21 protein-coding genes and 1 pseudogene are annotated in these 22,714 nt (G+C 60.4%); 11 read left to right on the forward strand and 11 right to left on the reverse strand.

Annotated elements, in window-relative coordinates; all coding sequences use genetic code 11:
• Nucleotides 1-2: 2 nt before the first annotated feature.
• Nucleotides 3-1,016 (reverse strand): zinc-binding alcohol dehydrogenase family protein, encoded by a 1,014-nt coding sequence (locus QRN48_RS14790; protein ID WP_285351364.1) that lies wholly within the window; start codon nucleotides 1,014-1,016, stop codon nucleotides 3-5.
• Between the two features lie 115 nt (nucleotides 1,017-1,131).
• Here QRN48_RS14790 and QRN48_RS14795 point away from each other — a divergent pair, with 115 nt between their 5' ends.
• Entirely contained in the window at nucleotides 1,132-2,037 is a 906-nt protein-coding gene (locus tag QRN48_RS14795) for a LysR family transcriptional regulator (protein WP_285351366.1), read from the forward strand.
• 185 nt (nucleotides 2,038-2,222) lie between these two features.
• Here the strand turns inward: QRN48_RS14795 and QRN48_RS14800 are convergent, their stop codons facing one another.
• Together QRN48_RS14800 and QRN48_RS14805 are read right to left on the reverse strand one after the other, a co-directional pair.
• The gene (locus QRN48_RS14800) at nucleotides 2,223-4,007 is read right to left on the reverse strand and encodes an IlvD/Edd family dehydratase (protein WP_037017843.1); all 1,785 of its coding nucleotides are present in this window, start codon (nucleotides 4,005-4,007) and stop codon (nucleotides 2,223-2,225) included.
• Between the two features lie 217 nt (nucleotides 4,008-4,224).
• Nucleotides 4,225-5,400: a fumarylacetoacetate hydrolase family protein gene (locus QRN48_RS14805; RefSeq protein WP_285351369.1), complete on the reverse strand. Its 1,176-nt coding sequence runs from the start codon at nucleotides 5,398-5,400 to the stop codon at nucleotides 4,225-4,227.
• A gap of 122 nt (nucleotides 5,401-5,522) precedes the next feature.
• Here QRN48_RS14805 and QRN48_RS14810 point away from each other — a divergent pair, with 122 nt between their 5' ends.
• The 5 genes from QRN48_RS14810 (at nucleotide 5,523) to QRN48_RS14830 (ending at nucleotide 11,615) form a co-directional block, all read left to right on the forward strand.
• Nucleotides 5,523-6,464, forward strand: a complete 942-nt coding sequence (locus QRN48_RS14810; protein WP_191945630.1) for a LysR family transcriptional regulator — start codon at nucleotides 5,523-5,525, stop codon at nucleotides 6,462-6,464.
• Between the two features lie 613 nt (nucleotides 6,465-7,077).
• Nucleotides 7,078-8,463: an MFS transporter gene (locus tag QRN48_RS14815; protein ID WP_052075361.1), complete on the forward strand. Its 1,386-nt coding sequence runs from the start codon at nucleotides 7,078-7,080 to the stop codon at nucleotides 8,461-8,463.
• Nucleotides 8,464-8,871: 408 nt separating this feature from the next.
• Nucleotides 8,872-9,624: a maleate cis-trans isomerase family protein gene (locus QRN48_RS14820; protein WP_285351370.1), complete on the forward strand. Its 753-nt coding sequence runs from the start codon at nucleotides 8,872-8,874 to the stop codon at nucleotides 9,622-9,624.
• 57 nt (nucleotides 9,625-9,681) lie between these two features.
• Entirely contained in the window at nucleotides 9,682-10,563 is an 882-nt protein-coding gene (locus tag QRN48_RS14825) for a LysR family transcriptional regulator (RefSeq protein ID WP_285351372.1), read from the forward strand.
• 215 nt (nucleotides 10,564-10,778) lie between these two features.
• Complete coding sequence (locus QRN48_RS14830) at nucleotides 10,779-11,615, forward strand: MBL fold metallo-hydrolase (RefSeq protein ID WP_285351374.1); 837 nt, start codon at nucleotides 10,779-10,781, stop codon at nucleotides 11,613-11,615.
• 65 nt (nucleotides 11,616-11,680) lie between these two features.
• On the opposite strand, the gene QRN48_RS14835 is transcribed toward QRN48_RS14830, so the two are convergent.
• Both QRN48_RS14835 and QRN48_RS14840 read right to left on the reverse strand, forming a co-directional pair.
• On the reverse strand, nucleotides 11,681-12,952 hold the full coding sequence (locus tag QRN48_RS14835; RefSeq protein WP_285351376.1) for a cytochrome P450: 1,272 nt from the start codon (nucleotides 12,950-12,952) through the stop codon (nucleotides 11,681-11,683).
• Between the two features lie 105 nt (nucleotides 12,953-13,057).
• Nucleotides 13,058-13,327, reverse strand: coding sequence for a DUF2934 domain-containing protein (locus QRN48_RS14840; RefSeq protein ID WP_285351377.1), 270 nt, complete (start codon nucleotides 13,325-13,327; stop codon nucleotides 13,058-13,060).
• A 447-nt stretch (nucleotides 13,328-13,774) separates the two neighbouring features.
• Between QRN48_RS14840 and QRN48_RS14845 the strand changes: the two genes are divergently transcribed.
• Entirely contained in the window at nucleotides 13,775-14,464 is a 690-nt protein-coding gene (locus tag QRN48_RS14845) for an SOS response-associated peptidase family protein (RefSeq protein WP_350310430.1), read from the forward strand.
• 114 nt (nucleotides 14,465-14,578) lie between these two features.
• On the opposite strand, the pseudogene QRN48_RS14850 reads toward QRN48_RS14845, so the two are convergent.
• Nucleotides 14,579-15,334: pseudogene (locus QRN48_RS14850) on the reverse strand (ZIP family metal transporter); the annotation flags it as partial.
• 298 nt (nucleotides 15,335-15,632) lie between these two features.
• Nucleotides 15,633-15,830 carry a hypothetical protein gene (locus tag QRN48_RS14855; RefSeq protein ID WP_285351383.1) on the reverse strand — a complete coding sequence of 66 codons (198 nt, stop codon included), beginning with the start codon at nucleotides 15,828-15,830 and terminating at the stop codon, nucleotides 15,633-15,635.
• A gap of 234 nt (nucleotides 15,831-16,064) precedes the next feature.
• Here QRN48_RS14855 and QRN48_RS14860 point away from each other — a divergent pair, with 234 nt between their 5' ends.
• The 4 genes from QRN48_RS14860 (at nucleotide 16,065) to QRN48_RS14875 (ending at nucleotide 18,903) form a co-directional block, all read left to right on the forward strand.
• Complete coding sequence (locus tag QRN48_RS14860) at nucleotides 16,065-16,490, forward strand: HPF/RaiA family ribosome-associated protein (protein WP_191945686.1); 426 nt, start codon at nucleotides 16,065-16,067, stop codon at nucleotides 16,488-16,490.
• A gap of 17 nt (nucleotides 16,491-16,507) precedes the next feature.
• The gene (locus QRN48_RS14865; protein WP_285351384.1) at nucleotides 16,508-17,683 is read left to right on the forward strand and encodes a baeRF3 domain-containing protein; all 1,176 of its coding nucleotides are present in this window, start codon (nucleotides 16,508-16,510) and stop codon (nucleotides 17,681-17,683) included.
• An 80-nt stretch (nucleotides 17,684-17,763) separates the two neighbouring features.
• On the forward strand, nucleotides 17,764-18,057 hold the full coding sequence (locus QRN48_RS14870; protein ID WP_191945638.1) for a hypothetical protein: 294 nt from the start codon (nucleotides 17,764-17,766) through the stop codon (nucleotides 18,055-18,057).
• 393 nt (nucleotides 18,058-18,450) lie between these two features.
• Nucleotides 18,451-18,903, forward strand: a complete 453-nt coding sequence (locus QRN48_RS14875; RefSeq protein ID WP_285351387.1) for an REP-associated tyrosine transposase — start codon at nucleotides 18,451-18,453, stop codon at nucleotides 18,901-18,903.
• Between the two features lie 186 nt (nucleotides 18,904-19,089).
• Here the strand turns inward: QRN48_RS14875 and QRN48_RS14880 are convergent, their stop codons facing one another.
• From QRN48_RS14880 to QRN48_RS14895, 4 genes are all read right to left on the reverse strand, one after another.
• Complete coding sequence (locus tag QRN48_RS14880) at nucleotides 19,090-19,815, reverse strand: ferritin-like domain-containing protein (RefSeq protein ID WP_285351388.1); 726 nt, start codon at nucleotides 19,813-19,815, stop codon at nucleotides 19,090-19,092.
• A 10-nt stretch (nucleotides 19,816-19,825) separates the two neighbouring features.
• Complete coding sequence (locus tag QRN48_RS14885; protein ID WP_191945640.1) at nucleotides 19,826-20,995, reverse strand: hypothetical protein; 1,170 nt, start codon at nucleotides 20,993-20,995, stop codon at nucleotides 19,826-19,828.
• Between the two features lie 133 nt (nucleotides 20,996-21,128).
• Nucleotides 21,129-21,863, reverse strand: a complete 735-nt coding sequence (locus tag QRN48_RS14890; protein WP_285351390.1) for a DUF421 domain-containing protein — start codon at nucleotides 21,861-21,863, stop codon at nucleotides 21,129-21,131.
• A gap of 2 nt (nucleotides 21,864-21,865) precedes the next feature.
• Nucleotides 21,866-22,648, reverse strand: a complete 783-nt coding sequence (locus QRN48_RS14895; protein WP_285351392.1) for a DUF421 domain-containing protein — start codon at nucleotides 22,646-22,648, stop codon at nucleotides 21,866-21,868.
• Between the last annotated feature and the right edge of the window lie 66 nt (nucleotides 22,649-22,714).

Genomic DNA, 22,714 nt, shown 5'->3' on the forward strand with positions numbered 1-22,714 from the left:
GATCAGGCCGAGAAACCTTCGAGGACGATCTTGCCTCGGGCCTTGCCGCTTTCGATCACGGCATGGGCGCGGCGCAGGTTTGCAGCGTTGATGGCACCGAAGTGTTCACCGAGGGTGGTCTTCAGCACGCCTTGATCAATCAGTTCGGCGACACGGTTGAGCAGTTCGTGCTGAGCGATCATGTCCGGCGTTTCGTACAGCGAACGAGTGAACATCAGCTCCCAGTGCAGCGACAGCGCCTTGCGCTTCATCGGCACGACGTCGAGGGCTTTTGGATCATCGATCAGCGCCAGCTGGCCTTGCGGCTTGAGGGCTTCGATGAGCTGAGTGAAGTAGGTGTCGGTGTGGGTCAGGCTGGCGACGTGGCTCACTTGGCCGACGCCAATCTGCTCCAATTGCTCCACCAGTGGCTGACTGTGGTCGATGACGTGATGAGCGCCCAAACTTTGGACCCACTCGCGGGTTTCCGGGCGCGATGCGGTGCCGATTACGGTCAGCTTGGTCAACTGACGCGCCAGTTGCACCAGGATCGATCCGACGCCACCACCGGCACCGATGATCAGCAGACTTTCACCTTCGCCACCGCCTTGCGCGACGCCCAGCCGATCGAAGAGCAATTCCCAGGCGGTGATCGACGTCAGCGGCAGTGCGGCGGCGTGGGCGTCGTCGAGTGTTTTTGGCTTGTGCCCGACGATGCGCTCATCGACCAGGTGGAATTCGCTGTAGCTGCCCGGGCGGGCAATGGAACCGGCGTAGAACACTTCATCGCCCACCTTGAACAACGTCACCTCGTTGCCGGTTTCGCGGACCACACCGACAGCGTCCCACCCGACCACTTTGGGTTCGGTGGCAGCAGAGCCGGCGCGAATTTTGGTATCGACCGGATTCACCGAAATCGCTCTGACTTCGACCAGCAGATCACGGGGACCGGGTGTCGGCTTGGGCAGGTCCATGTCGATCAGCGCATTGGGATCTTCGATGGGCAGGCCGTGCTGGGTGAATGCAATGGCTTTCATGGTGATCTCTATGAATGGGATGAAATGGGGTTAACAAGGTTGGACCTATCTTGTTCTTGTTCGTCAGGCAGAAAAACCCGCAGAATCCGGGAACACTTTCACGGCTGGAGTGAAAATGGTCCGCATTGATGACCTTGCGCTGTTCGTCCGCACCGCTGCGCTGGGCAGTTTTTCCAATGCGGCGAGGGAAGTGGACCTGTTGCCGGGCCAGGTCGCCGCCGCCATCAAGCGTCTCGAGCGCGAGCTGGATATCCGGCTGTTTGCCCGCTCGACGCGCAGTTTGCGTCTTACCGCAGAGGGCGAGCAGTACCTGCCGACCGCACAGACAGTGCTTGATGCGCTGAAAGACGGTCGCGAAAAGCTGCGGCGTGAGAGTGCTGAACTCCAGGGCACGCTTCAAGTGGCGGCTCCGTCGGACCTTGGGCGCAACCTGCTGCTGCCCTGGCTCACGGAGTTTCGCAGTCAGCACCCGGCGCTGAGCTTGCGCCTGTTCATCTCCGATCAAGTCGCCGATCTGTTCCGCGATCCAGTGGACGTGGCCATTCGCTACGGGGTGATCGAGGACGCCAATTACATCGCGCTGTCGTTGGCCTCCTGGAACCGGCGGGTGCTGGTCGCTTCGCCGGAGTACCTGGCGCGCAAAGGCCGGCCGATGGTGTCCGACGATTTGCTGCGGCACGAATGCTTGCTGTTCACCCTGGGCGGGCGGGTGTACGACAAATGGCGGCTTGGGGGGCGCGTGTTTTCGGTGTCGGGGCCATTGCTCACCGATGACGCCGATCTTGTAAGGCGCTGGGCAGTGGCCGGGCAGGGCGTGGCATACAAGTCATGGCTGGATGTCTGCGAAGACGTGCGCGCCGGACGGCTGGAACTGTTGCTGCCCGATTACCCGGGCGAGCCGACCCCGCTCAATCTGGTCTGCCCGCACCGCAAGCAGTTCTCACCGGCGGTGCAGCAGTTGCACTCGCTGCTGCGCAACCGGTTTGCCGAGATGGAGAAAGGGTTGCCGGTGTTGTTGTGATGCGTTGAAGATGCTTGCGCCTCGTCGTCCATCCGCCCCGCTATCGCTCAGCAAATGTAGCCCTTGTGGGAGTGAGGTTGCTCACGAAGACTGCATCCCAGTCGCTGAGAAATTTGCAGCTCAGCGGCTATCTTCGCGAGCAAGCTCGCTCCCACAATTCAGATGGCCGCCGACAGGTTACGGCATCAATGCGAATGCCGCGGCTCGCCGCTTCTTGCGATCACTCGAAGGTGCAAGGTCGCAGGCTCCAGACAGCCGCCTGTGGATAACTGCCCCACCAATTGGCGATACAGCTCCTGCCACGGTGTTTGCGAGGCAGGCATCTTCGGTTCGAATTGCGCGCGGCGCTCAGCCATTTCTTCATCACTGACCAGCACGTTGACGCTGCGGTTGTTCAGGTCCACACGCAGGCGGTCGTTGGTTTTAAGCAGCGCCAGACCGCCGCCGATTGCCGCCTCCGGTGACATGTTGAGAATCGACGGGCTGGCGGAGGTGCCGCTCTGCCGTCCATCCCCCAGACACGGCAATGAGTCGATGCCCTGTTTGATCAGCGCAGACGGCGGCGCCATGTTCACGACCTCGGCGCTGCCGGGATAGCCAACGGTCCCCGCGCCACGAATCACCAGGATGCAACGCTCGTCGACTTCCAGCGAAGGGTCGTTGATGCGTGCGTGGTAGTCCTCCGGGCCCTCGAACACAATGGCCCGCGCCTCGAAGCTGTTTTCGGCGCCCGGCTCTGACAGGTAGGTTTTGCGGAAAGCCTCGCCCACCACTGACATCTTCATGATCGCGCTGTCGAAAAAGTTGCCGCTCAGCACGATGAAACCGGCGCGGTGCTTGAGCGGGTCTTCGTAAGGGCGGATCACGTCAGTGTCATGGGCGACCGCGTTACGCACGATGTCACCAATGGTTTTGCCCGACACTGAGCCGCACGCTTCATGCAGCTTGCCGGCCTTTTGGAGCTCGTGCATCACCGCCGGGACGCCGCCCGCGCGGTGGAAGCCTTCGCCGAGGTATTTACCAGCTGGCATGCAGTTGACCAGCAGTGGCACGTCTTCGCCGATGCGCTGCCAATCGTCCAGGCTCAGCTCCACGCCCATGTGCCGGGCAATGGCGATGAGGTGCGGCGGGCAGTTGCTGGAGGCGCCCAGCGCCGAGGCAACGGCAATCGCGTTTTCGAAAGCTTCCCGGGTCATGATTTGCGAAGGGCGCACGTCTTCGCGCACCAGATCGCAAATCCGCTTGCCGGTCATATAGGCCATCTGCCCACGCTCGCGGTAGGCCGCCGGAATGCTCGCGCAGCCTGGCAACGACATGCCCAGCGCTTCAGCCAGTGCATTCATCGAAAGGGCGGTGCCCATGGTGTTGCAATGGCCCACCGATGGTGATGCCGCCGTGGTCATTTCCATGAAGCCTTCGTAATTGATCTCGCCCGCCGACAGCAGGTTGCGCGCATGCCACAGCACGGTGCCGGAGCCGATCAACTCGCCCTTGTGACGACCGTCCAGCATCGGCCCGCCGGACAAGACGATAGCCGGCAGGTCAGTGGTCGCCGCTGCCATCAGGCAGGCCGGGGTGGTTTTGTCGCAACCGGTGGTCAACACCACGCCGTCAATGGGGTAGCCGTGAAGAATCTCGACCAGCCCCAGGTACGCCAGGTTGCGGTCAAGGGCGGCGGTGGGGCGGCGGGTCTGCTCGGCCATCGGGTGGACCGGAAACTCCATAGGAATGCCGCCTGCGTCGCGGATGCCAGCCTTGACCCGCTGCGCCAGTTCCAGGTGATGACGGTTGCAGGGCGCCAGGTCGCTGCCGGTCTGGGCGATGCCAATGATCGGCCGGCCCGATTGCAGCTCCTCGCGGGTCAGGCCGTAATTCATGTACCGCTCGACGTACAAGGCCGTCATGTCGGCGTGATCCGGGTCATCGAACCATTGCTGGCTGCGAAGGGGGCGTTTAGGCGTGTCGGACATGATTCGGGTCTCTCTTGGAATTAGGGGTGTGAACAGCGATGACAGGACGCGTTTGTGTAGGATCCGGCGTGCTGGCGAACGATTCATCGGCTTGGCTGATCCTGCAAAAAAGGGCTCGCTGGACTGGCGAGCCGCGGATTTTGTAGGAGCCGGCTTGCTGGCGAACCCGCGGTCTAGCTGACTGAACTGCGCCGCCTGACACATCAATCGCTCAGGATTACAACAAGCCGCGCACCGCAAGATTGCGCATCAGTGCGCCGACGCCGAACTTCCACGGCGCTGCTTCGCTGCTGTGGGTAACTTCGTTGTGCAGGCTGCCGAACAGGCTGCTGCTGATACTGACCTGATCGCCGAGTTTGTGGGTGAAGCCGCCGCCAGCGTGGTCGCGGTCTTCGGTCGGGGCGAAGAGGGTGCCTAGAAACAGCAGGAACCCGTCGGGGTATTGATGATTGGCGTTAAGCGCCTGACCAGCAATGTCTGCCGGGTCGCGACTGATTTGCGCCATCGAGCTTGAGCCTTTCATCACGTAGCCGTCTTCGCCCTTGACCTGCAGATCGACCACGCAATTGCGCACGTCGTCGAGGGAAAACGTCTCGTCGAACAGGCGAATGAACGGGCCGATGGCGCACGATGCGTTGTTGTCCTTGGCCTTGCTCAGCAAAAGCGCGCTGCGGCCCTCGAAGTCACGCAGGTTGACGTCATTGCCCAGCGTCGCACCGAGAATCTGTCCGGCGCTGTTGACCGCAAGCACGACCTCCGGCTCAGGGTTGTTCCATTCGGATTTGGGATGAATGCCGACCTGGCTGCCGCTGCCAACCGCTGCCAACACCGGGGCTTTGGTGAAGATTTCGGCGTCTGGCCCGATGCCGACCTCAAGGTATTGCGACCACATGCCTTGCTCAATCAGCAGCGCCTTGAGCGTGCTGGCTTGCTCCGAACCCGGCTTGATCGCGCGCAGGTTGTCGCCAATGGCGTTCTGCACAATGGCGCGCACGCTCTCGGCCTTTGCGGGATCGCCTGCGGCTTGCTCCTCGATGACCCGCTCGATCATGCTCGCGGCGAACGTCACGCCTGCGGCTTTGATGACCTGCAAATCCGCCGGGGCCAGTAAGTAAGGTTTGTTGGCGTCGGGTGTTGTGCTCGAATTGGCCAGTAATTCTTCGATGCTGGCGATGCGCGTGCCTTGTGCGTCGCGCACGGCGTTAAGCGGGGATTCCAGCTCCAGCAACTCGCTCAAGGTGGCGAAGCTGGACGACAGATCGAACACGCCATCGTTACGCAACACCACCGGCGACGGACCACTGACTTTACCGGGCACCCACGCGCGGCCGATCAATGTGCCGTTCAGGCCGTCGGCGGGGAGGGTGTTTTCAGGTGTGAGCTGGATAGGCATGGGGACATCCTCGAACATTTTTGTGGTTTTGATCACGACCCTAATCAGCGCTGGCGATAAACTCCAATGACATCTGCTCAATTATCGATAACACTAGGTTATCGCTTAAGGAGGGCGCTCGTGTGTCGGACATTTCTTTTTCTACTGTCTGTAACTGGCTGAAGTTCAAGCATCTCGTGCTCATTGAAACGTTGGCGCGGACCCGAAATATGCACGCCGCCGCGCAGCACATGAGCCTCAGTCAGCCCGCGGTGAGCAAAATGCTGCGTGAGATCGAGCGGCTCCTGGGATTTGATGTGTTCGAGCGTCTGCCGCGCAACATGCCACCGACCGCGCTCGGCGAACACGTGGTGCGCTACGCGCAAATCGCGCTGAATGACGCGAGCAAGTTCGTTGACCAAATCAGCAGCCTGCGCGAGGGCGGGCATGGTTTTCTGAAAGTGGGGGCGATCTTTGCAGCGACCGCGGTGGTACTGCCAGAAGCCATCGTGCAGTTGAAACAGCGCTGGCCGCTGCTGTCGATCGAGGTGGTGGAGCAAACCAGCGACCATCTGATGGAGATGCTCGACGACAAGAAACTCGACCTGGCAGTGGCGCGCTATACCCATGAGAACCAGCAGCAGGTGTATGACTTTCAGGCGCTGGCGCCGGAGCCGTTCTGCATGGTGGTCAACAGTCGTCATCCACTGACCGAACTGGCGCAGACCCCATTGCAGGAGCTGGGCAACTGGCCGTGGATTCTTTATCCGCTGGGTACGCCGATACGCGCGCGGATGGAGCTGGCGTTTGCCAAAGCCGGGATCGCTACGCCGACGAACACCATCGACACCATTTCGATGCAGACCTTTTTACAGGTTCTACAGGCCGGCCCCATGATCGCCATGCTACCGGCGTCCATGGCCCAGCCGCATCTGGACTCTGGCCTGCTTAAAGTGCTGAACACGCCCCTTAAACTGGCGCCTCAGGACTACGGCATTCTGACCCGCCGAGGCGAGCCCTTGCTCGGGGCTGCGTCGGAATTCGCCGGGATACTGCTCGCCAACGCGCACCTGGCGCGTCGGTAGTTCGCCAGACGGGGATGGTTTTAATACGCAGCAAACCGCCCAGGCAGGCGACGTTATGCCGATGGTTTCCAGGATTGCCCGATCAACTGTAGGAGCGCGCTTGCCCGCGAAAAATATCCGCCCGAGGTATCGGAGGACCTGACCCGCCGGGTTCGCCAGCAAGCCGGCTCCTACAGATTTGCGTACGCATGTGGTCCGGGGTTGCCCGATAAACCTGACCCACCGCGTTCGCCAGCAAGCCGGCTCCTACAGATTTGCGTACGCCTCTGGTCTCCGGGGTTGCCCGATAAACTGTAGGAGCGCGCTTGCCCGCGAAAAATATTTCACCCACCACATGAGCCACGGACCCACCGCCTTCGCGAGCAACCGCGCCCTTCAAGCGGGCGCGCTTCCGCACTCGATGTGGCGCTGCCCTCGCTTCTGCAACCGTCCTGCACCCTACCAAATGGCTGCGACGTCACCCTCAACTGGTGCCTGCTTACGATAACCAACCGTTATCAATCAATGGAAACAAGTCATTATCCTAATCAAACCTGTTATCGGTAACATCCGTCCGTGTTTCGACCCTCCATAACAACAATACAGGCGCGTCCGAGTGCCTGGAGGTCCCACCATGGAAACCGCTTCCCATCGCCTGCCCGAGTCCTCGGGGCCCGGGCACGCCAGCTTTGAAGACCGCACTTATCGCAAAGTCATTTTCCGCATCCTTCCGGTTCTGTTGCTGTGCTACATGGCCGCCTACCTGGACCGCGTGAACATCGGCTTTGCCAAGCTGGACATGCTCAACGACCTGCAATTCAGCAACACCGTCTACGCCCTCGGCGCGAGCATGTTTTTCTGGGGCTATTTCATCTTTGAAGTCCCGAGCAACCTTCTCTTGCATCGCTTCGGCGCTCGCTTCTGGATTGCCCGGATCATGCTCAGCTGGGCAATCGTGTCCATGGCGGTCGCCTTCACCGTTCCGCTGGCAAAGTTTTTCCATGTCGAATCGGAAACCATGTTCTACGTGCTGCGCTTTTTGCTCGGCATCTGTGAGGCAGGGTTCTTTCCGGGCGTAATTCTCTACCTCAATTACTGGTTTCCAATACGTCGGCAAAGCCGTGTGATGGCAGGCTTCCTGATGGCAATGCCGATCAGTCTGACCTTGGGCGGTGTGATTTCCGGCTGGCTAATGACCCATATGCAAGGCGTCAACGGCATGGCCGGCTGGCAGTGGCTGCTCATCATCGAAGGCATCCCCTCGGTGGTGATGGCATTCGTGGTGCTGGCGTTCATGGCCAACAACATCGACGCTGCCAAATGGCTCTCTCCCCAGGAAAAGGCCATGCTCAAGGCCAATCTCGAAAGCGACAGCAAGGGCAAGGCGTCGAGCCTGCGCGAGGTGTTTTTCAACGGGCGAGTGTGGCTGCTGGTGCTGATACTGCTGACATTCAACACCGGCTTCTATGGTCTGGCGTTCTGGATGCCGTCGATCATCAAAAGCGCCGGCGTCTCCAACCCGCTGGACATCGGCCTGCTGACCGCCATTCCCTACGGCATCGCGGTGATCGCCATGACCCTCAACGCGCGGCATTCCAACAAGACCGGCGAGCGGCGCCTGCACGCAGCGATTCCAGCCATCATCGGCGGCATCGGCCTGATTCTCAGCGCCTACTTCGCCAGCAACGTCGTGCTGTCGATCATCTTCCTCAGCGTGTCCGCCTCCGGTGTGTTGAGCCTGATGCCGATCTACTGGACCTTGCCTGGGACTGTCTTGTCGGGTGTCGCCGCCGCCGCGGGGATCGGCATGATCAACGCCATCGGTAACCTGTCGGGTTTCACGGGCTCGATGATCACCGCTGTCGCTGAAAACCTGACGGGCAACATCAACAACGGCACCTACGTGCTGGGGGCCTGTTTGTTCATCAGCGCCGGGCTGATTCTGTCGATCCCACGGGCGATGCTGGGCAATCACAAGGCGCAAGCGCCTGCGTCGACCGAGGCGCTTTCTCACGCGTAGTCGTGATAGCGCGCTCCTGCATCGGGATTGCGCTGTACACACCCCTCTGAGGCAAACGCCTACACCGGGTTTGCCGCCGTACACGTCCTTCTGCGACAAACGCCTGCACTGGGTTTGCCGCCGTACACATCCTTCTGCGGCAAACGCGATCTGTAGGAGCCGGCTTGCTGGCGAACGCGCTGGTTCAGCGCTGAAGGTGTCGACTGACACGACGCATTCGCCAGCAAGCCGGCTCCTACAGGGCGATTGAGGTTAGCGTGACCTCTGTGATCTGCTGTGATCGGCCTGACCCGCCTGCCATCGCCCACCGCGATGGCAGCCTCGCCATTCCCTGATATACGCCTCACCCGGCCGCTCCTAGCATGGGTCGCACTTGACCCGCGCCGTCTGGCGAAATGGAGAAACCCTGTGAAGCATTTCCGCATTGGCCAAATCGTGCCCAGCTCAAACACCACCATGGAAACCGAGATCCCGGCGATGCTTACGTCTCGCTATTCCCTGTTTCCGGACGAGCATTTCACCTTCCATTCGTCACGCATGCGCATGATGAAAGTCAGCCCGGAAGAACTGAAAAAGATGGACATCGACAGCGACCGCTGCGCACTGGAACTGAGCGATGCACGGGTGGATGTCATGGCTTACGCCTGCCTGGTGGCGATCATGTGCCAGGGCGCCGGGTATCACTCGGTTTCCCAAGCGCGGTTGAGCAAGACCGTCGCCGGTAACGCCTCAGATGCCCCTGTGTTGAGCTCGGCCGGCGCGCTCATCGATAGCTTGCACATGCTCGACTACAAGAAAGTGGCGATCATCACGCCTTACATGAAGCCCCTTACCCAGCAGGTCATCGATTACATCGAGGCGGCCGGAATCGAGGTGGTGGACGCCATCAGCCTGGAGGTTTCCGACAATTTGCAGGTCGGAAGGCTCGACCCCATGGATCTGGTTTCCCACGCCAATCGGCTCAACATCGGGCAAGCCGACGGGGTGGTGCTGTCGTGCTGCGTACAGATGCCCTCGCTTCCAGCCATTCAGGTCGTACAGGACCGGCTCGACAAGCCCGTGCTGTCGGCATCGGTGGCCACGGTTTACCAGATGCTCAAAACGCTCGGCCTCAAGGCGCAGGTTCCGAACGCAGGGCATCTGTTGTCTGGCGCATTCTGAGTCGACGTCCGACGGGGTACTATGACGGCCACACAGGCAGCACGCCCGGTATCCCACATGAAGCTCGACCCCGTCTCGTTGCGACTGTTTGTCAGCGTCGTCGAAGAAGGCACCATCGCCGCCGCGGCCAAGCGCGAGCACATTGCAGCGGCGGCGGTCAGCAAAAGACTTAGCGAGCTGGAAGACCTGCTCGACTCCCGATTGCTCAACCGCACCAACAAGGGCATCACCCCCACGGACGCGGGCATGTCACTGCTGTTCATGGCCCGCAGTGCGTTGAATAACCTCAATGACATCGTCGTGCAGATGCGCGACTACTCCAACGGGACACGCGGGTCAGTGCAGGTGCTCGCGAACATCTCTGCCATCACTCAATTCTTGCCTGGCTTGATCAAGTCATTCATGGCGCTGTACCCGCTGATCAATGTGGTGATCGAGGAGCAACAGAGCCTGGCGATCACCAAAGCCGTCGCCGAGAACCGTGCTGAGGTGGGCATCTTCACGCGACTGCCCCACGGGGCCGACATTGAAGTGTTCCCGTTTCGCCGCGACCGACTGGTGCTAATCGTGCCCGCTGACCACCCGCTCGCTGCGCGTCAGTCTGTACGCTTCAGCGAGACCCTTGACCACGCGTATGTCGCCTTGCGCAGTGGCACCCATCTGAATTTCCAGCTCATCAAGGCCGCCAACGACGCGGGTCGCTCATTGCGCATCCGCATGGAAGTCGCCAGCTACGACGCGCTGTTTCTGATGGTGCAGGCGGGCATCGGCGTTGGCATCATGCCCGAAGGCAGCGCAGGTATTTACCACCTGAACGGCGCGAAAATCATCCGGATCGAGGACGAATGGGCGAGCCGTGAACTGAGTGTTTGCGTGCGCTCGCGCGCTGGACTGTCGGCGGCAGGCGAGCTGTTTTTGCAGCATCTGTTAGCGCACTGAGCCTTAAATGATCCCGGCTTGCCACAGGCGCTGGCCGCGTAAGTCTGTTTGTGGCCAGTCGTTCTGGGACACATGAAAACCGTCCGTGAAAGCCTGCGCCAAAAAGCTGAATCATCCGCACCTCGACGGGTCATCCAGTCAAGCCAGTTCGAATTTTCCGTGCATCTGGCCACTCAACCCTGACGGTTTGAATCTCCAGCGCAGGCGACTTCATCATGAACATTCATCATTTGGATTGCGGGTGCATGTGTCCCTTTGGCGGACGCTTGTTTGACGGGAGCACGCCTGGGCTGTTCGCCCACTTGGTCTGCCACTGTTGGCTGATAGAAACCGACCGTGACGGACTGATCCTGGTGGACACCGGGTTCGGCAGCGCCGATGTCGACAATCCGGACCGCATTGCGCCGTTCTTTCGGCGCCTGAACAACATCAAACTCAAGCACTCGCTGACGGCAATGGCGCATGTTCGGCAACTGGGGTTCCAGCCCTCGGATGTTCGCCACATCGTGCTGACGCATCTGGACTTCGACCACGCAGGCGGGCTGAGCGATTTTCCCGATGCCATGATTCATGTGATGCAAAACGAATACACGGCGGCCAAGACGCTGGACAACTGGCGCGCGGTCCGTCGCTACCGCGAGCCGCAATGGCAGCGCAGCCGCTACTGGCGTTTTTACGAACCCGGCGGCGAGCAGTGGAATGGCTTCTCTAGCGTTCGGCCGGTTCTGGACAGCGACGTGGACATTTTGATGATGCCACTGCCCGGCCACAGCCCCGGCCATGCCGGCATCGCCGTGAACAATCAGGGTCACTGGAAACTGCACGCCGGAGATGCCTACTTCCATCGCGACGAAGTGCACAAGCCCAGCCGTCATTGCCCGCCTGGGCTGAGGTTCTACCAACGGATGATGGACCACGATCATGCGGCGCGCGTCACCACGCAAAACCGACTGCGCGCCTTGGCGCTGACCGAACTGGAAGGCTTGCGAATCATGTGCAGCCACGACCGGACTGAACTGTGCGACCTGCAGGCGGCGTCGCTGGATGCGTGATCAAACGCAGACCGCCGCTACAGCCCTTCGAAACGCGCACACGCGAGCCGGCCGGCAAACGTTGCCTAGTCAGGATGGACGCTGGTGCGGCTGGCCCGAATACCTTTGATCAAGTAGCGATCCGTTGGCAGCATCGGCAGGCGACGCAAGTCGATGTCCGCAGGCAATGAGTGATCGCTGTATTCCACATCGTTGACCAGCTTCAATGTGGTGAGCTTGAGCAGTGCGATCGTCAATCGCTCGCCGGGGCAGCGATGGCCTTCTTCGGGCGAGCCGCCGCCCTGTGTGATGAACTCGAACGCTCCGGGTGTTTTATGCACGAACCTCTCGGGGCGAAACAGCTCTGCATCAGCCCAGAGCGTGCCGTCACGATTGGTGCCGAACAGGTCCAGCAGCACGCGCCGGCCTTTTTTGAATTCCAACCCTTGCCAGGAAAATGTCTGCCGTACGCGAGCCGCCGCGAAGGGGAAGAAGCTGTGAAGACGGCGCACTTCCTGAACGAAGGGCTCGACGAGCTGGGGCTGTTCCACGAGCCGGTCTTTCCACTCCGGGTGCCAGCGCAAATTGAGCGCGCAAAACAACACGAAGTGCGCCACCGCAACCGTTGGGCGCAGCACGTTAAGCAATTCTACAGCCGCGGTCTTGACGCTCAGCGGCCGGCCATTCGCGTCGACATGGGCGCTGATCACTGCAAGCGCGCTGTCGGCAGCGGGCACGTATTCACCGGCACGAGTGCGCTTTATCCAGCGGCCACACCAGCGCTCCGCGCGACGACGAGCAATCACTGAGCGCAGGTAGCGCGGGCCGACACTGCCTGCGCCGTCGATCAACGAAGCAAGGTCTGCTCGCACTGGCGCAACATCCTCGGACCGCAGCGGCATGCCCGCCCAGGCGCACACCGCCCTACAGAAAATTGCCTGCACCTCCACGAAGAGATCGATGGGCGCATCTGTCGCGGTGGTTAACTCATGCATGCGACTGTCCCACTCGCGCTCGGCCTGTGCGAGCAACGCGTCGATCCCGGATTGAGTGAGCAGCGACAGAAACATTCGCTTGCGCACGCGATGCGCCTGTCCGTCCAGGGCCTGAACACCACCTCGCCCCAACAAGGTCGTTTGCAGCAGCAAGGGGGCGGCTTTTTCGCGGGTGAACCGTGCTTCGTCGTAGAAAAGCTGCGCTGCAGGTTCACCTTTCATGCACAGGGTGCGTCTGCCGAGCAGGCGCGTCTGGAAGACATCGCTTTGCAGCGCCTTGCAGCGTTTCGAGATAAACCCATAACCCTCGATCAGCAGTCGCACGGACTCGTCGAAGCGGGCGCTGTCTGGAACATCGGCCACGTCAGCCTCCTCTGAAAAAAGATCGCATCGTTCGCTGCGCTGGCATGACACACAACTTGGCGAGATAAACCCGTTGGCCCAGACGTGCGACCAGCGGCAGATCCGTTAGCTTCTTTTGGTTGTGCGTTTGCCTTTGCTTCTGGCGCCTGTGTGTGGGGGCGTATCAGCGCGGGTTGCATCGGTGCTGAGGTTGTCCAGCGACTCTCCGACGCCCGGAGGCGTCACGCTGCTGGAAATAGAGCCCGGCAAACCATCGTTGCCGCTGTCGTCATATTCCTGCCTGGCCTGTAGCCAGTGTTCAAAATCCTGGCCGTCGGGCCGGCCTCGTTCTTCCCAGATGCGATAGGCGGTTTTTCTGAGGGTTTCCTCATCCATTTTTTATGCTCCTTCAAGTCAGTGGATTGGCTGTCGAGCTCAAAAAGCGCTCTCGCTTACGCGCGTCTCCGGCAGCAGCGCTGCGTGATCAGCTTGAAGGGTTGAGGGCGGTTGAAACCGAATGGTTTAACGCGTGCGAGCCGTTGGCCGACAGTCGGTGCATTGGCGTTGGTCCCGCTTTTTTGCATTCACTCAGGTGCATGCGCCGACACTGCCGATCCAAACGAAGACATGCATAAGCGATTGAAATTACGAAGGTTCCGCTGGTCGGCTTTGCACCCTTCACGGACGAACCCAGCTCGGGTACCCCGCTCGAAATTGCGTAGCCCTTCACAAAGAAGAGGGCACGAGAATTTTCGCACTGCTGTTCTGTGCCTTGGCAAAACCGGCGACGGGGTTGGCGATAAGAGGACAACAGCAGCGCCTTCAAACTGCCAGGTGTCCGATATGTGTGAATGCATTGCTCAGCTGTACTCTTCCGACGCGTACCTTCACTGCCTGGCGCATGGCGCCTGGCCTCCGGAACTCACGGGCACGCAGCCCCTTGAAAGCGTGGGGCCGGGAGGCAGCCGTGTCCGCCCGGACCTCAGGGACCATGACCACATCATTCGCCCAAACCATCGATTGGCCGCGGTAATGAACAGAAACGGCGAGTTGTGCTGCCAGCATGTTCGCTGGGGATGGTCCCCGGTCTGGAGCATGGGCACCCGGCCGCCGCTGACGCATTTGCCGCTGGAAATCGTCATGCGTTCAAAAGTATTCGACCGCATGCGCAGCACAGGCCGTGCGGTGGTGGCAGTGGACGGTTGGTTTGATTTCAGCCTGGATAATACGAGCACTGGCGCGGGCCGTTTCACCTACAAGCGACCTGTTGGCGGCGAGCCGACTTACCTTGCGGCTCTGGCGCAGGTCAGCGAATCCCCGAGCGGGTGTAACGGGCTGGTGCTGGTGACGTATGGGGGTGGAGGCGCATTGGGGCCTTTGCAACTGCTTGCTCTGGACCGTGACAGCGCGATGCGCTGGCTAGACCCTTCCCTTGATTGGCAACAAGCACTGGAACTGGCTTCGCGCAATTCGGATGCGGACCAGAACTTTGAAACCGTTGCCGTACGACAACGATTCAACTTCCGGCGCTGACTTCACCTTCTCTGCAACCAGTTTTGTGGGGCTTCAGCCGGGAAGCTGCTGGCCGCCAGGATGAGGTTCTCCCTCATCCGCTCCCAGGCAAGGTTCCAGCGGCCGCTTTCCAGATCAATTCAGCGCAGTGTCCATGAACATCATCACTGCAAACCCCAACATCAGCCCCAGCGTCGCTGGGGTCTGGTGACCGTTGCGGTGAGTTTCGGGGATGACCTCGTGGGACACGACGAAGATCATCGCGCCCGCAGCGATCCCCATGCTGACCGGATAGGACCAGGCAAAGCCGGTCGATGCTGCCAAGCCGATAATGGCACCCAGTGGCTCCATCAGCCCCGAGCCCATCGCGACCAACGCCGCTTTACCCGCGCTAAGGCCGGTGGCTCGCAGCGACATCGCCACCGCCAGCCCTTCAGGAATATCCTGCAACAAAATCGCGCTCGTCAACGGGATACCCACGCCCAGGTCACCGTTGGACAGGCTGACGCCGATGGCCATGCCTTCAGGCAAGTTGTGCAGTGTGATCGCCAGAACGAACAGCCAGACCCGATGGATTCGTTCGGAGGTCGGCCCTTGCCGGCCAATGGTTTCATGCTCGTGCGGCACCAGATTATCCAGCGCCAGCATCAAGGCCACACCCAATGCCAGCCCGGCGATCACCACTGACGCCGCCAATGGCGCGCTGTCGGTATGGGTTCTCGCGGCCTCAAGCCCGGGCAGAATCAGCGAGAACGTACTCGCCGCGAGCATCATGCCGCCTGCAAACCCCAGCATGACGTCCTGAACCTTGGCCGAGATCTCCCTGAGGGCCAACGCCACGGCCGCACCCAATGCCGTGGCGATGAAGCCACCGGTCCCACCCGCGAAGGCGTACCAGGCGTATGGGCCCTCGGTGTGGAACACCGCTTTGACGACGCTCCAGACCGTCAGCATTACAGCCCCTACCGCGAAGGCGCACGTCAGTGTCCATAAACGTGGCTGCTGCTTGAAGCGCCGGGACCAGCCTGAGGCGGCGACGGTTGATTTCATCGAAAAAACACCTTGCTCTAAGTCGTGACTTAGCATGGACCGGTCCGCTGAACAGAGGTTGCGTCCAAATGCCGGGGAAGTATTGGGGGAGCTGCCGCCTGTCGCACCAGTAGATTTTCAGGAACAACCGCAGGTCCGTTCAAAAGAGTTGAACAAAAAATAAAAGTGGTTGGGCACGCTCATGAATATTCCAGCGCATTTCGAATTTCACTATGTACAAAACGGCGTCAAGAAAAGCGTGACGCTCTTTACTGCCGCGTTGTTTCAAACAAACCCGCCGGTGAACACCGCTCGGCTTAATCAACAGCCCCAGCGGGTAAGCGAACAGCGGGCTCATCAGTAAGCCCGCAGGACCAGTGGGCCGGCGCGTTGAGTTGGTTATTGCGTACCGCGCACTGCCGACTGCCACGGAACGCAGGACGGCTGAATAAAACACCGCTTCGTTAGTTAACAGTCGAGACCGCTGCAACTACCGCTCAGTTGCCCAAGTGTTCGTTGTCAGGAACTGATGCGCGCGAGTCTCTTCTACAGGCAAACAGACACATTCTGTATCGACGTGGAGGATGGATATATGCAAGTTCAAGTGGACAGCAATCATATTGAAGGCAGTGCCGAACTTCAGGAGTGGGTCGGCAGTGCAGTGGTCGATGAACTGGAGCGCTACACCGAACTTTTGAGCCGTATTGAAATACATGTCGGTGACGTCAATGCCCAGAAGTCCGGCGCTCAGGACAAACGGTGCCAGATCGAGGCGCGGCCCAAGGGGCACAGCTCACTGTCGGTCACGCATCATGCAGAAAGTCTTGATCTGGCAGTTGCCGGTGCTGCTCGCAAGATGAGCCACGCGCTGGACCATTTGGTAGGCCGCCTGTCCCCCAAAGTTGAATCCACAGGGCACCTCACGGCGCCACCGGTCCAGGAAGATTCCGCAGCCGAAATCGACGCGATGCTGGAAGACGAGTTCCTGGCCAAACAGGCGGATTTGGGAAAAGAGTAAAAGCGTAGGAGTACGTTATGGTCACGATTCAACCGTTTACCCAACAGACTCTGAGTTCGCTGCTGGCATTGGCAGACCGACCGAACTTGAGCGTGTACATGCCCACCCACCGCACTTTCCCGGAGCGCACCCAAGACCCGATCCGCTTCAAAAATCTCATCAAGACGTTGGGCGGCGCGCTGGTGCAGCATTATCCGCAAATCGCCCCCGACACCCTGCTTGAGCCTTTCCAGGCGCTGGTGGATGACCACGACTTCTGGAATGGCTGTCCGGAGGGAATCGCCGTCTTTGGAGGCCTCGAACATTTTCATGTGGTGGGGCTGCAGCAGCCCGTGCCGGAAATCGCTGTCGTCAACAGCCACCCGTATCTCAAGCCTTTACTGCGACTGGCGCCCATGACCGAGCGCTATCAAGTGCTGTGCCTGTCGAGAAACAGCGTGTGTCTGTACGAAGGCTCGGCGCAGACCCTGCAAAAGATCCAGCTGCCGGACGCCGTACCGACCACCCTTGAGCAGGCGTTGGGCGATGAACTGACCCCACGCAACCAGCAGGGGCATCCGGATGGGTTCAGCGGCGGCGGCGAGCGTGGCGATCCGATGATGCATGAGTCCGGCGGAGGCGGTAAGCAGGACGAGATCAATCTGGACCGCGAGCGGTTCTTCCGGATTGTCGATCGCAAGATCACGGAACATTGCTCAAGCCTGTCCGGGCTGCCGCTGATTCTGGTCGCCTTGCCGGAGAACCAGGCCGTGTTCAGAGCGGTCAGCCGCAATCCTTCATTGTTGCCGACGGGGATTGAAAAAGACCCCGCAACCCTGGCACCGGACAAGCTTCGTTCGCTGTGCGGCGAGATGATGCGCCTGCGACACGATGAGCGCCTCAGCACTGCACTTAATCGTTACGGTGTCGCCGTGGGGCAGCGCCAGAGTGCCAGCGAGTTGCCGGAGATCGCCCACGCCGCTACAGAGGGCAGGGTCGCATTGCTGCTGGTCGAGGCTGAGCGCTGGGTGCAAGGCAGTTTGAACCCCGAAAGCGGCGACGTTGTGCTGCAGCCCGACGCGTCGGCAGAGTCGGAAGACGTGCTTGATGAGTTGATCCTGTCGGTGATCCGCTGCGGCGGCGAGGTGGTGGTCGTGCCTCCTGAACGGCTGATGCCGACAGAGACAGGCGCTGCGGCCGTCTACCGATATTGATGCAGGGGCTGCTCCAGGGTGCGGGTTTCAAGCCCGCACCTTTTCGGATGCAGACCTGAAACGAAACCAGGAGCCGAACGATGACCAATACCACCAAAGAGAGGGAAGTCAGGGCCTGGCACTTGTTGCTTGAGGACGACAACTACCGGCTCGATCTCCCGGACGATTTTTATCAGACGCTGATCAACCGGGCCGATGAGTTAGTGCTGCGCGAAGTGATCGACTTGTCGGAATGGCAACAGCTCAAAGACACCGCCGATGAGGTCTACGCCAAGACGCTGCAAGGGCTGTCTGTCTGCCAGCGGGACCGCGTGGACACAGTGGCGAACGATCTACACATCGACACTGCCCGAAAAACAGCCAGCCAGAGTTGAGGCGGCGCGGAGCTTTGCCCGCCATCCTCCAGAAACGCTCCGTGGAGCATTACCGGCGTGTCGTGGCCCAGCAGACGCAGCGCGTGGAAGGACGCCTTCGCGGGCAAGCGCGCTCCTACACCGGACCGTATCGACCTACGATATCGTGGGCATCCGCCAGTCCACAGCTGGCATGTGCCTGCACCGTCTGCATTGGCGCGTCTGTCTGCGCCGACGATAATTACCGCGATTATCGTCTTGGCGACAAAGGAGGCCACGCCGCGGTCAATTGTAGGAGCGCGCTTGCCCGCGAAGGCGTCTTCACAGACACATCGAGAACATCTGTTCACTGCAGGGCTAATGGATTCGTTCTAGCCTGAGCCTGTCCATATGAACATGTGCGAAGGAACGCCGATGTCACAAAGAAGCGCTGATCTGCGGTCAGGACGATATTCTGAAGTCGGGCAGGTTTACCTGCTTACCTCCGTGGTCAATGGCCGGCAACCCCTTTTTTCCAACTGGCGCACCGGGCGGTACGTCGTCGATGAGTTCCGGCGAGCCCAGCAGGCGGGCATAGCGGAGTCTCTTGCGTGGGTTGTCATGCCCGACCATTTCCATTGGCTGGTGACGTTAAAGAAAGGGACCCTGGGCATGCTGGTTCGGCGGGTTAAGTCAGCGAGCGCGCTCACGATCATGCGAGCCGGTTGCACCCCGCATCGCGTATGGCAGAAGGGTTACCACGACCGGGCAATCAGGCGGGAGGAGGATCTACTGGCGGTAGCGCGTTATATCGTTGCCAACCCGTTAAGAGCCGGCCTGGTAAAACGCGTGGGCGATTATCCGCTGTGGGATGCTGTTTGGCTGTGAGATTTTTCGCGGGCAAGCGCGCTCCTACAAGGGACCGCGTTTGCCGGCGATCTCGTACACTCCATAGTCCGCGTTGTCGGGTGGCACCCCCGATCAGGCGTTGAACGGAAATGCCCCCAACGGCGCGGTCAATTGTAGGAGCGCGCTTGCCCGCGAAAGGGATTAACGTCTGCCCAGGGTCAATCGCTAACTGACCTGCGCCATCAGGTTGTCACGCACATAAGCCCGTACAGTGCTCAGGTGCTTCTCTTCCTGCTCCAGCGCGTGTTGAAACTCCTTGGCAATCAGCGGATGACCCGCTTGCCGCGTCAACTCAATCAACAGCCCCCACGCGTCGTTGTCTTCCAGTTCAATCGTCAGCAGCGTGTTCAGGCATTGTGAAACCGTGGTGCGCGGATCGGTAAGTACCTGCATCACCCCCAGGGCCTTCACCCCGGCGACATCGGCACACGGCGTCATGCTCGTGGGGTCAGCCCCCAGTGTTTCGATCGCTCGCCAGACCATCTCCATGTGCTCTTGCTCTTCACGCTGGATGTGGCGCAGCGACTCGGCCAGCTCCAGGTTGCCGCCCTCGGCAGATGACGCCTTGGCGATCATCGCGTCATACAGCCGAACCCCCGTGCGCTCGAATGCCAGGCGTTCACCGAGCTTGTCCATCAACACTTCGGGGTTGTGCCCTCTCAGCTTGTCCAGCGCGCTTTTGAGCATGCCCTTGGCTGAACCGGGCACGGGAATCGAGCCCACATTGTCTGCGTCGACAATCGCCTGCTGGCGCTCCTCGAACAACTGCATGCCGTCAGCCGGGATGTCGGCAGGGAAGCGTTCAGTGGCTTCGATTTGCTTCTGCGTGTCCAGAGGGGACATCTGAGCGCCGGTGCGATTCATGCCCAGCTTCAATTCTGTGTTGCTCATGTGGGATTCCTCACGCTTTACGGTTCAGTTCGGTGCCGGGTTTCCAGGTGTAGCCGGCCGACACAGCCATTGCCGGTACGCCCTGAGCGTTGAGCTGCGCCCGGTACTCAAGCGAGGCGTGGCCTTCGTTCTCTTTGCTCACGTAATCGATGCCATGGGCGCGCAGGTCCACTTCCCGGGAGAGGGTTTCGCGGACGAAGTCACGCTGGCTTTTGAAGGCGATCATGCTCGGCAAATCGCCCGCGAGGATTTCAGCGGGGTCGCGCCGCTCATGCTTTTTGAACAACTCGCACGCCAGATTCAAATGCCCCAGCTCGTAGTCCAAGAAGCGCTCACACATCGCCTTGATGCGCGGATTCTCTTCTTGCTCCGCGCAACTGGCGTAGGTGTAAACCTCCATCGCCTCATGGATCAGCCACTTCTCCATGAACGTCTCACTGGGGTCCTGAAGTGAGCCGTACTGGGTGACGTGCTGCTCCTCAACCGAGGCGATTTCGGCATACAAGGCGCGGGCGACCGGGTCGGCGAAGGTCGGGCCGATGTTCATGTAGTAATCGTGGGTCTGGTATTCCGCCCCGGTGATCAGCGCGGCATGGATCTTGGTGATCAATGCCGCGCTGTCCTTCTGGTAGTTGTCGCGCAGGTCGTCGCTGGGTGCCCGGTGGTGCTCGCTGGTAGGCCGGCCAGGGACAATGTCGGTGTAGCCCTGCAGGATGTTGTTGGCGTCCTTGCCCTCGAGCCGATCCAGCATCGCCGAGTAGCGGTACAAGTGGTCGAAGTCTTCGAGCAATCCGAAGCGGTAGGTTTGCGCCTGATACGGGTCAGGCTCGGTTTGCGCGACCGCGGCGGTCACCTCGATGGCGACCTGTTCATACGCCACGGTCGTTTCCAGTGGTGAGTGATCGGCGCTGAGCATCCAGTTCACCATGGTCATCTGGTGCTGTTCGGCTCGACGCACCAGCGCCAGCGGTGCCTGCAGTTCTTTGTGGAAGCGTGCCCCGAAGTGTTTCAGGCGCAGGGCATCAGACTCCACGCCATTCATCAGGATGACGCGTACGCGGGTAAATGCATCATCGTCGAGTTTTGAAATCGGCTTGCCAGCCATGTCCTTCCAGGTGAACACCTGCTTGTCCAGGGGCGTGCCTTTGTTGTCGAGCAAGTTGGATAGGGTCGTCGTCATCTGCAGTCTCCAGTCGCCGGATTGAAAACATTTACCGGGTTCAACTTACCGACTGCACGGCCAAACGCCGGACTTCCCGTGTCTGACGGGCGGCCGCCTGGCAAGCGGCGCCGCCTGACGAATGGTTGATCACTCACTGCAAATGGGGATCAGAGCCGCCCTCATCGTGCAGCTCGGAGCGCAGGTCCTCGCCGACCGCGACGGTCCACTGCACGTTATGGCAATACGAGCACTTTTGCGTCTGCCCGCCGGGTCGGATTTCACAGACGTTGCCGCAACAGCAGCAGGCCAGACGACCGCTGTAATGGCCCGGCAGATCGAGTGCAAACCGGGCAGGGGGCATTAACCGCAGGCCATGGCGCGGTCGTTTGTAGCGGACGATGCTGAAGTCGCCAGTTGATTCGAGGTACACCCGCCTTAGCTCGCCCAACTGATGGACACCCTGGGCGCGCAACTCGGAGAAAGCCCTCGCCGGCGTCAGGCGCGAGGCATGCAGGTTGCCCATCAGCAGGCGCCCGTCGATCAGCAACAGGGTGACATCGCCCTGCACGCGGACTTCAATGGAGCGCTTGCGAACCGAAAGGGTCGATAATCCACGCTGAAAAATCAGCGCGCAGATCAGCAGCACTGCAGCGGGCAACAAACCCTGTTGCGCGGTTTGCAGCGGCACGCCAACGGCAGCACCCAGGGTGATCATCACGGCAAGCTCAGACACACTCAGCTGTGCAGCCATGCGCTTGCCCATCAGGCGCATGGTGACAAACAGCAGGACATAAATAACGGCGCTTCTGAGCAACACCTCCAGCAGAAACGACCAAGGGTTGTCGCCGATCAGGATGCGATGCGCGTTGGAAAGGAATTGTTCCATGGTCAGTCGTCCAGCTCTCGGGCGGCGGGTATCCATTCCGTGTCGCCACAATTGATGCACGTGTTGCGCTGCTGCTGGGTGTCCGGCTCCGTGTGCCCGCAACTGCCGCAACTCACTTCGGTGGCCACGGCGACGGCTTCACGCAGCCGCGAGTCTATCTTCGGGAGTATCGAAAGCCCGGGGCGGGGCGATTCGGCGTAGACAATCGAAAGATCGCCAGAAGGCTCCAGGTAAACTTTTTTCAACTGACCCAGGTGCTGAACCTGCCGCAAGCGAAGCATGGCGAACAGCCGCTCGCGTGACAGTGCCGCACGTTTAAGCTCGTCCAGCTGAAGCTCGCCATGGTGGATGATGGTGCTGACGGCCCCGGAGATCACGGTCTCGAACCCCGGCGAGCGAACGCTCCATTTCGCCATCGCATACTGCAGAACGATTACCGCCATCATGATGAAAACCGGTGGCAGCAGGCCCCGTTCAGTGGCTTGCAAAGGCACGCCCACCGCGCCGGCGAGTGTCACCACCACCGACAGCTCGAACAAGGTGTACTGCGAAGCGACCCTGCGGCCGAGCATGCGCATTGAGCAGATAATCAGCGCAAACAGAACAGCTGCGCGCAGGGCGATTTCCAACAGCGTGACCCAGTTTCCTTGCCCGAGGAGGAGACGATGGGCTGTCTCGGCCGTAAACATTCGTGTTTCACCACAGTGCTGCGTTGTGTGTTCATCACCGGATGGCGATAGCTCTGATTTTTTTGACGTGTTGCATTGGCAGAGTGCCAAGAGCATCACGGGTCGGCCGGACAAGTGGTCGCCGGGGCTACATTCAGGCTACGTTCAGGCTACGTTGAAGCT

The sequence above is a fragment of the Pseudomonas sp. ME-P-057 genome, assembly GCF_030208975.1.
GTDB lineage: Bacteria > Pseudomonadota > Gammaproteobacteria > Pseudomonadales > Pseudomonadaceae > Aquipseudomonas > Aquipseudomonas lutea.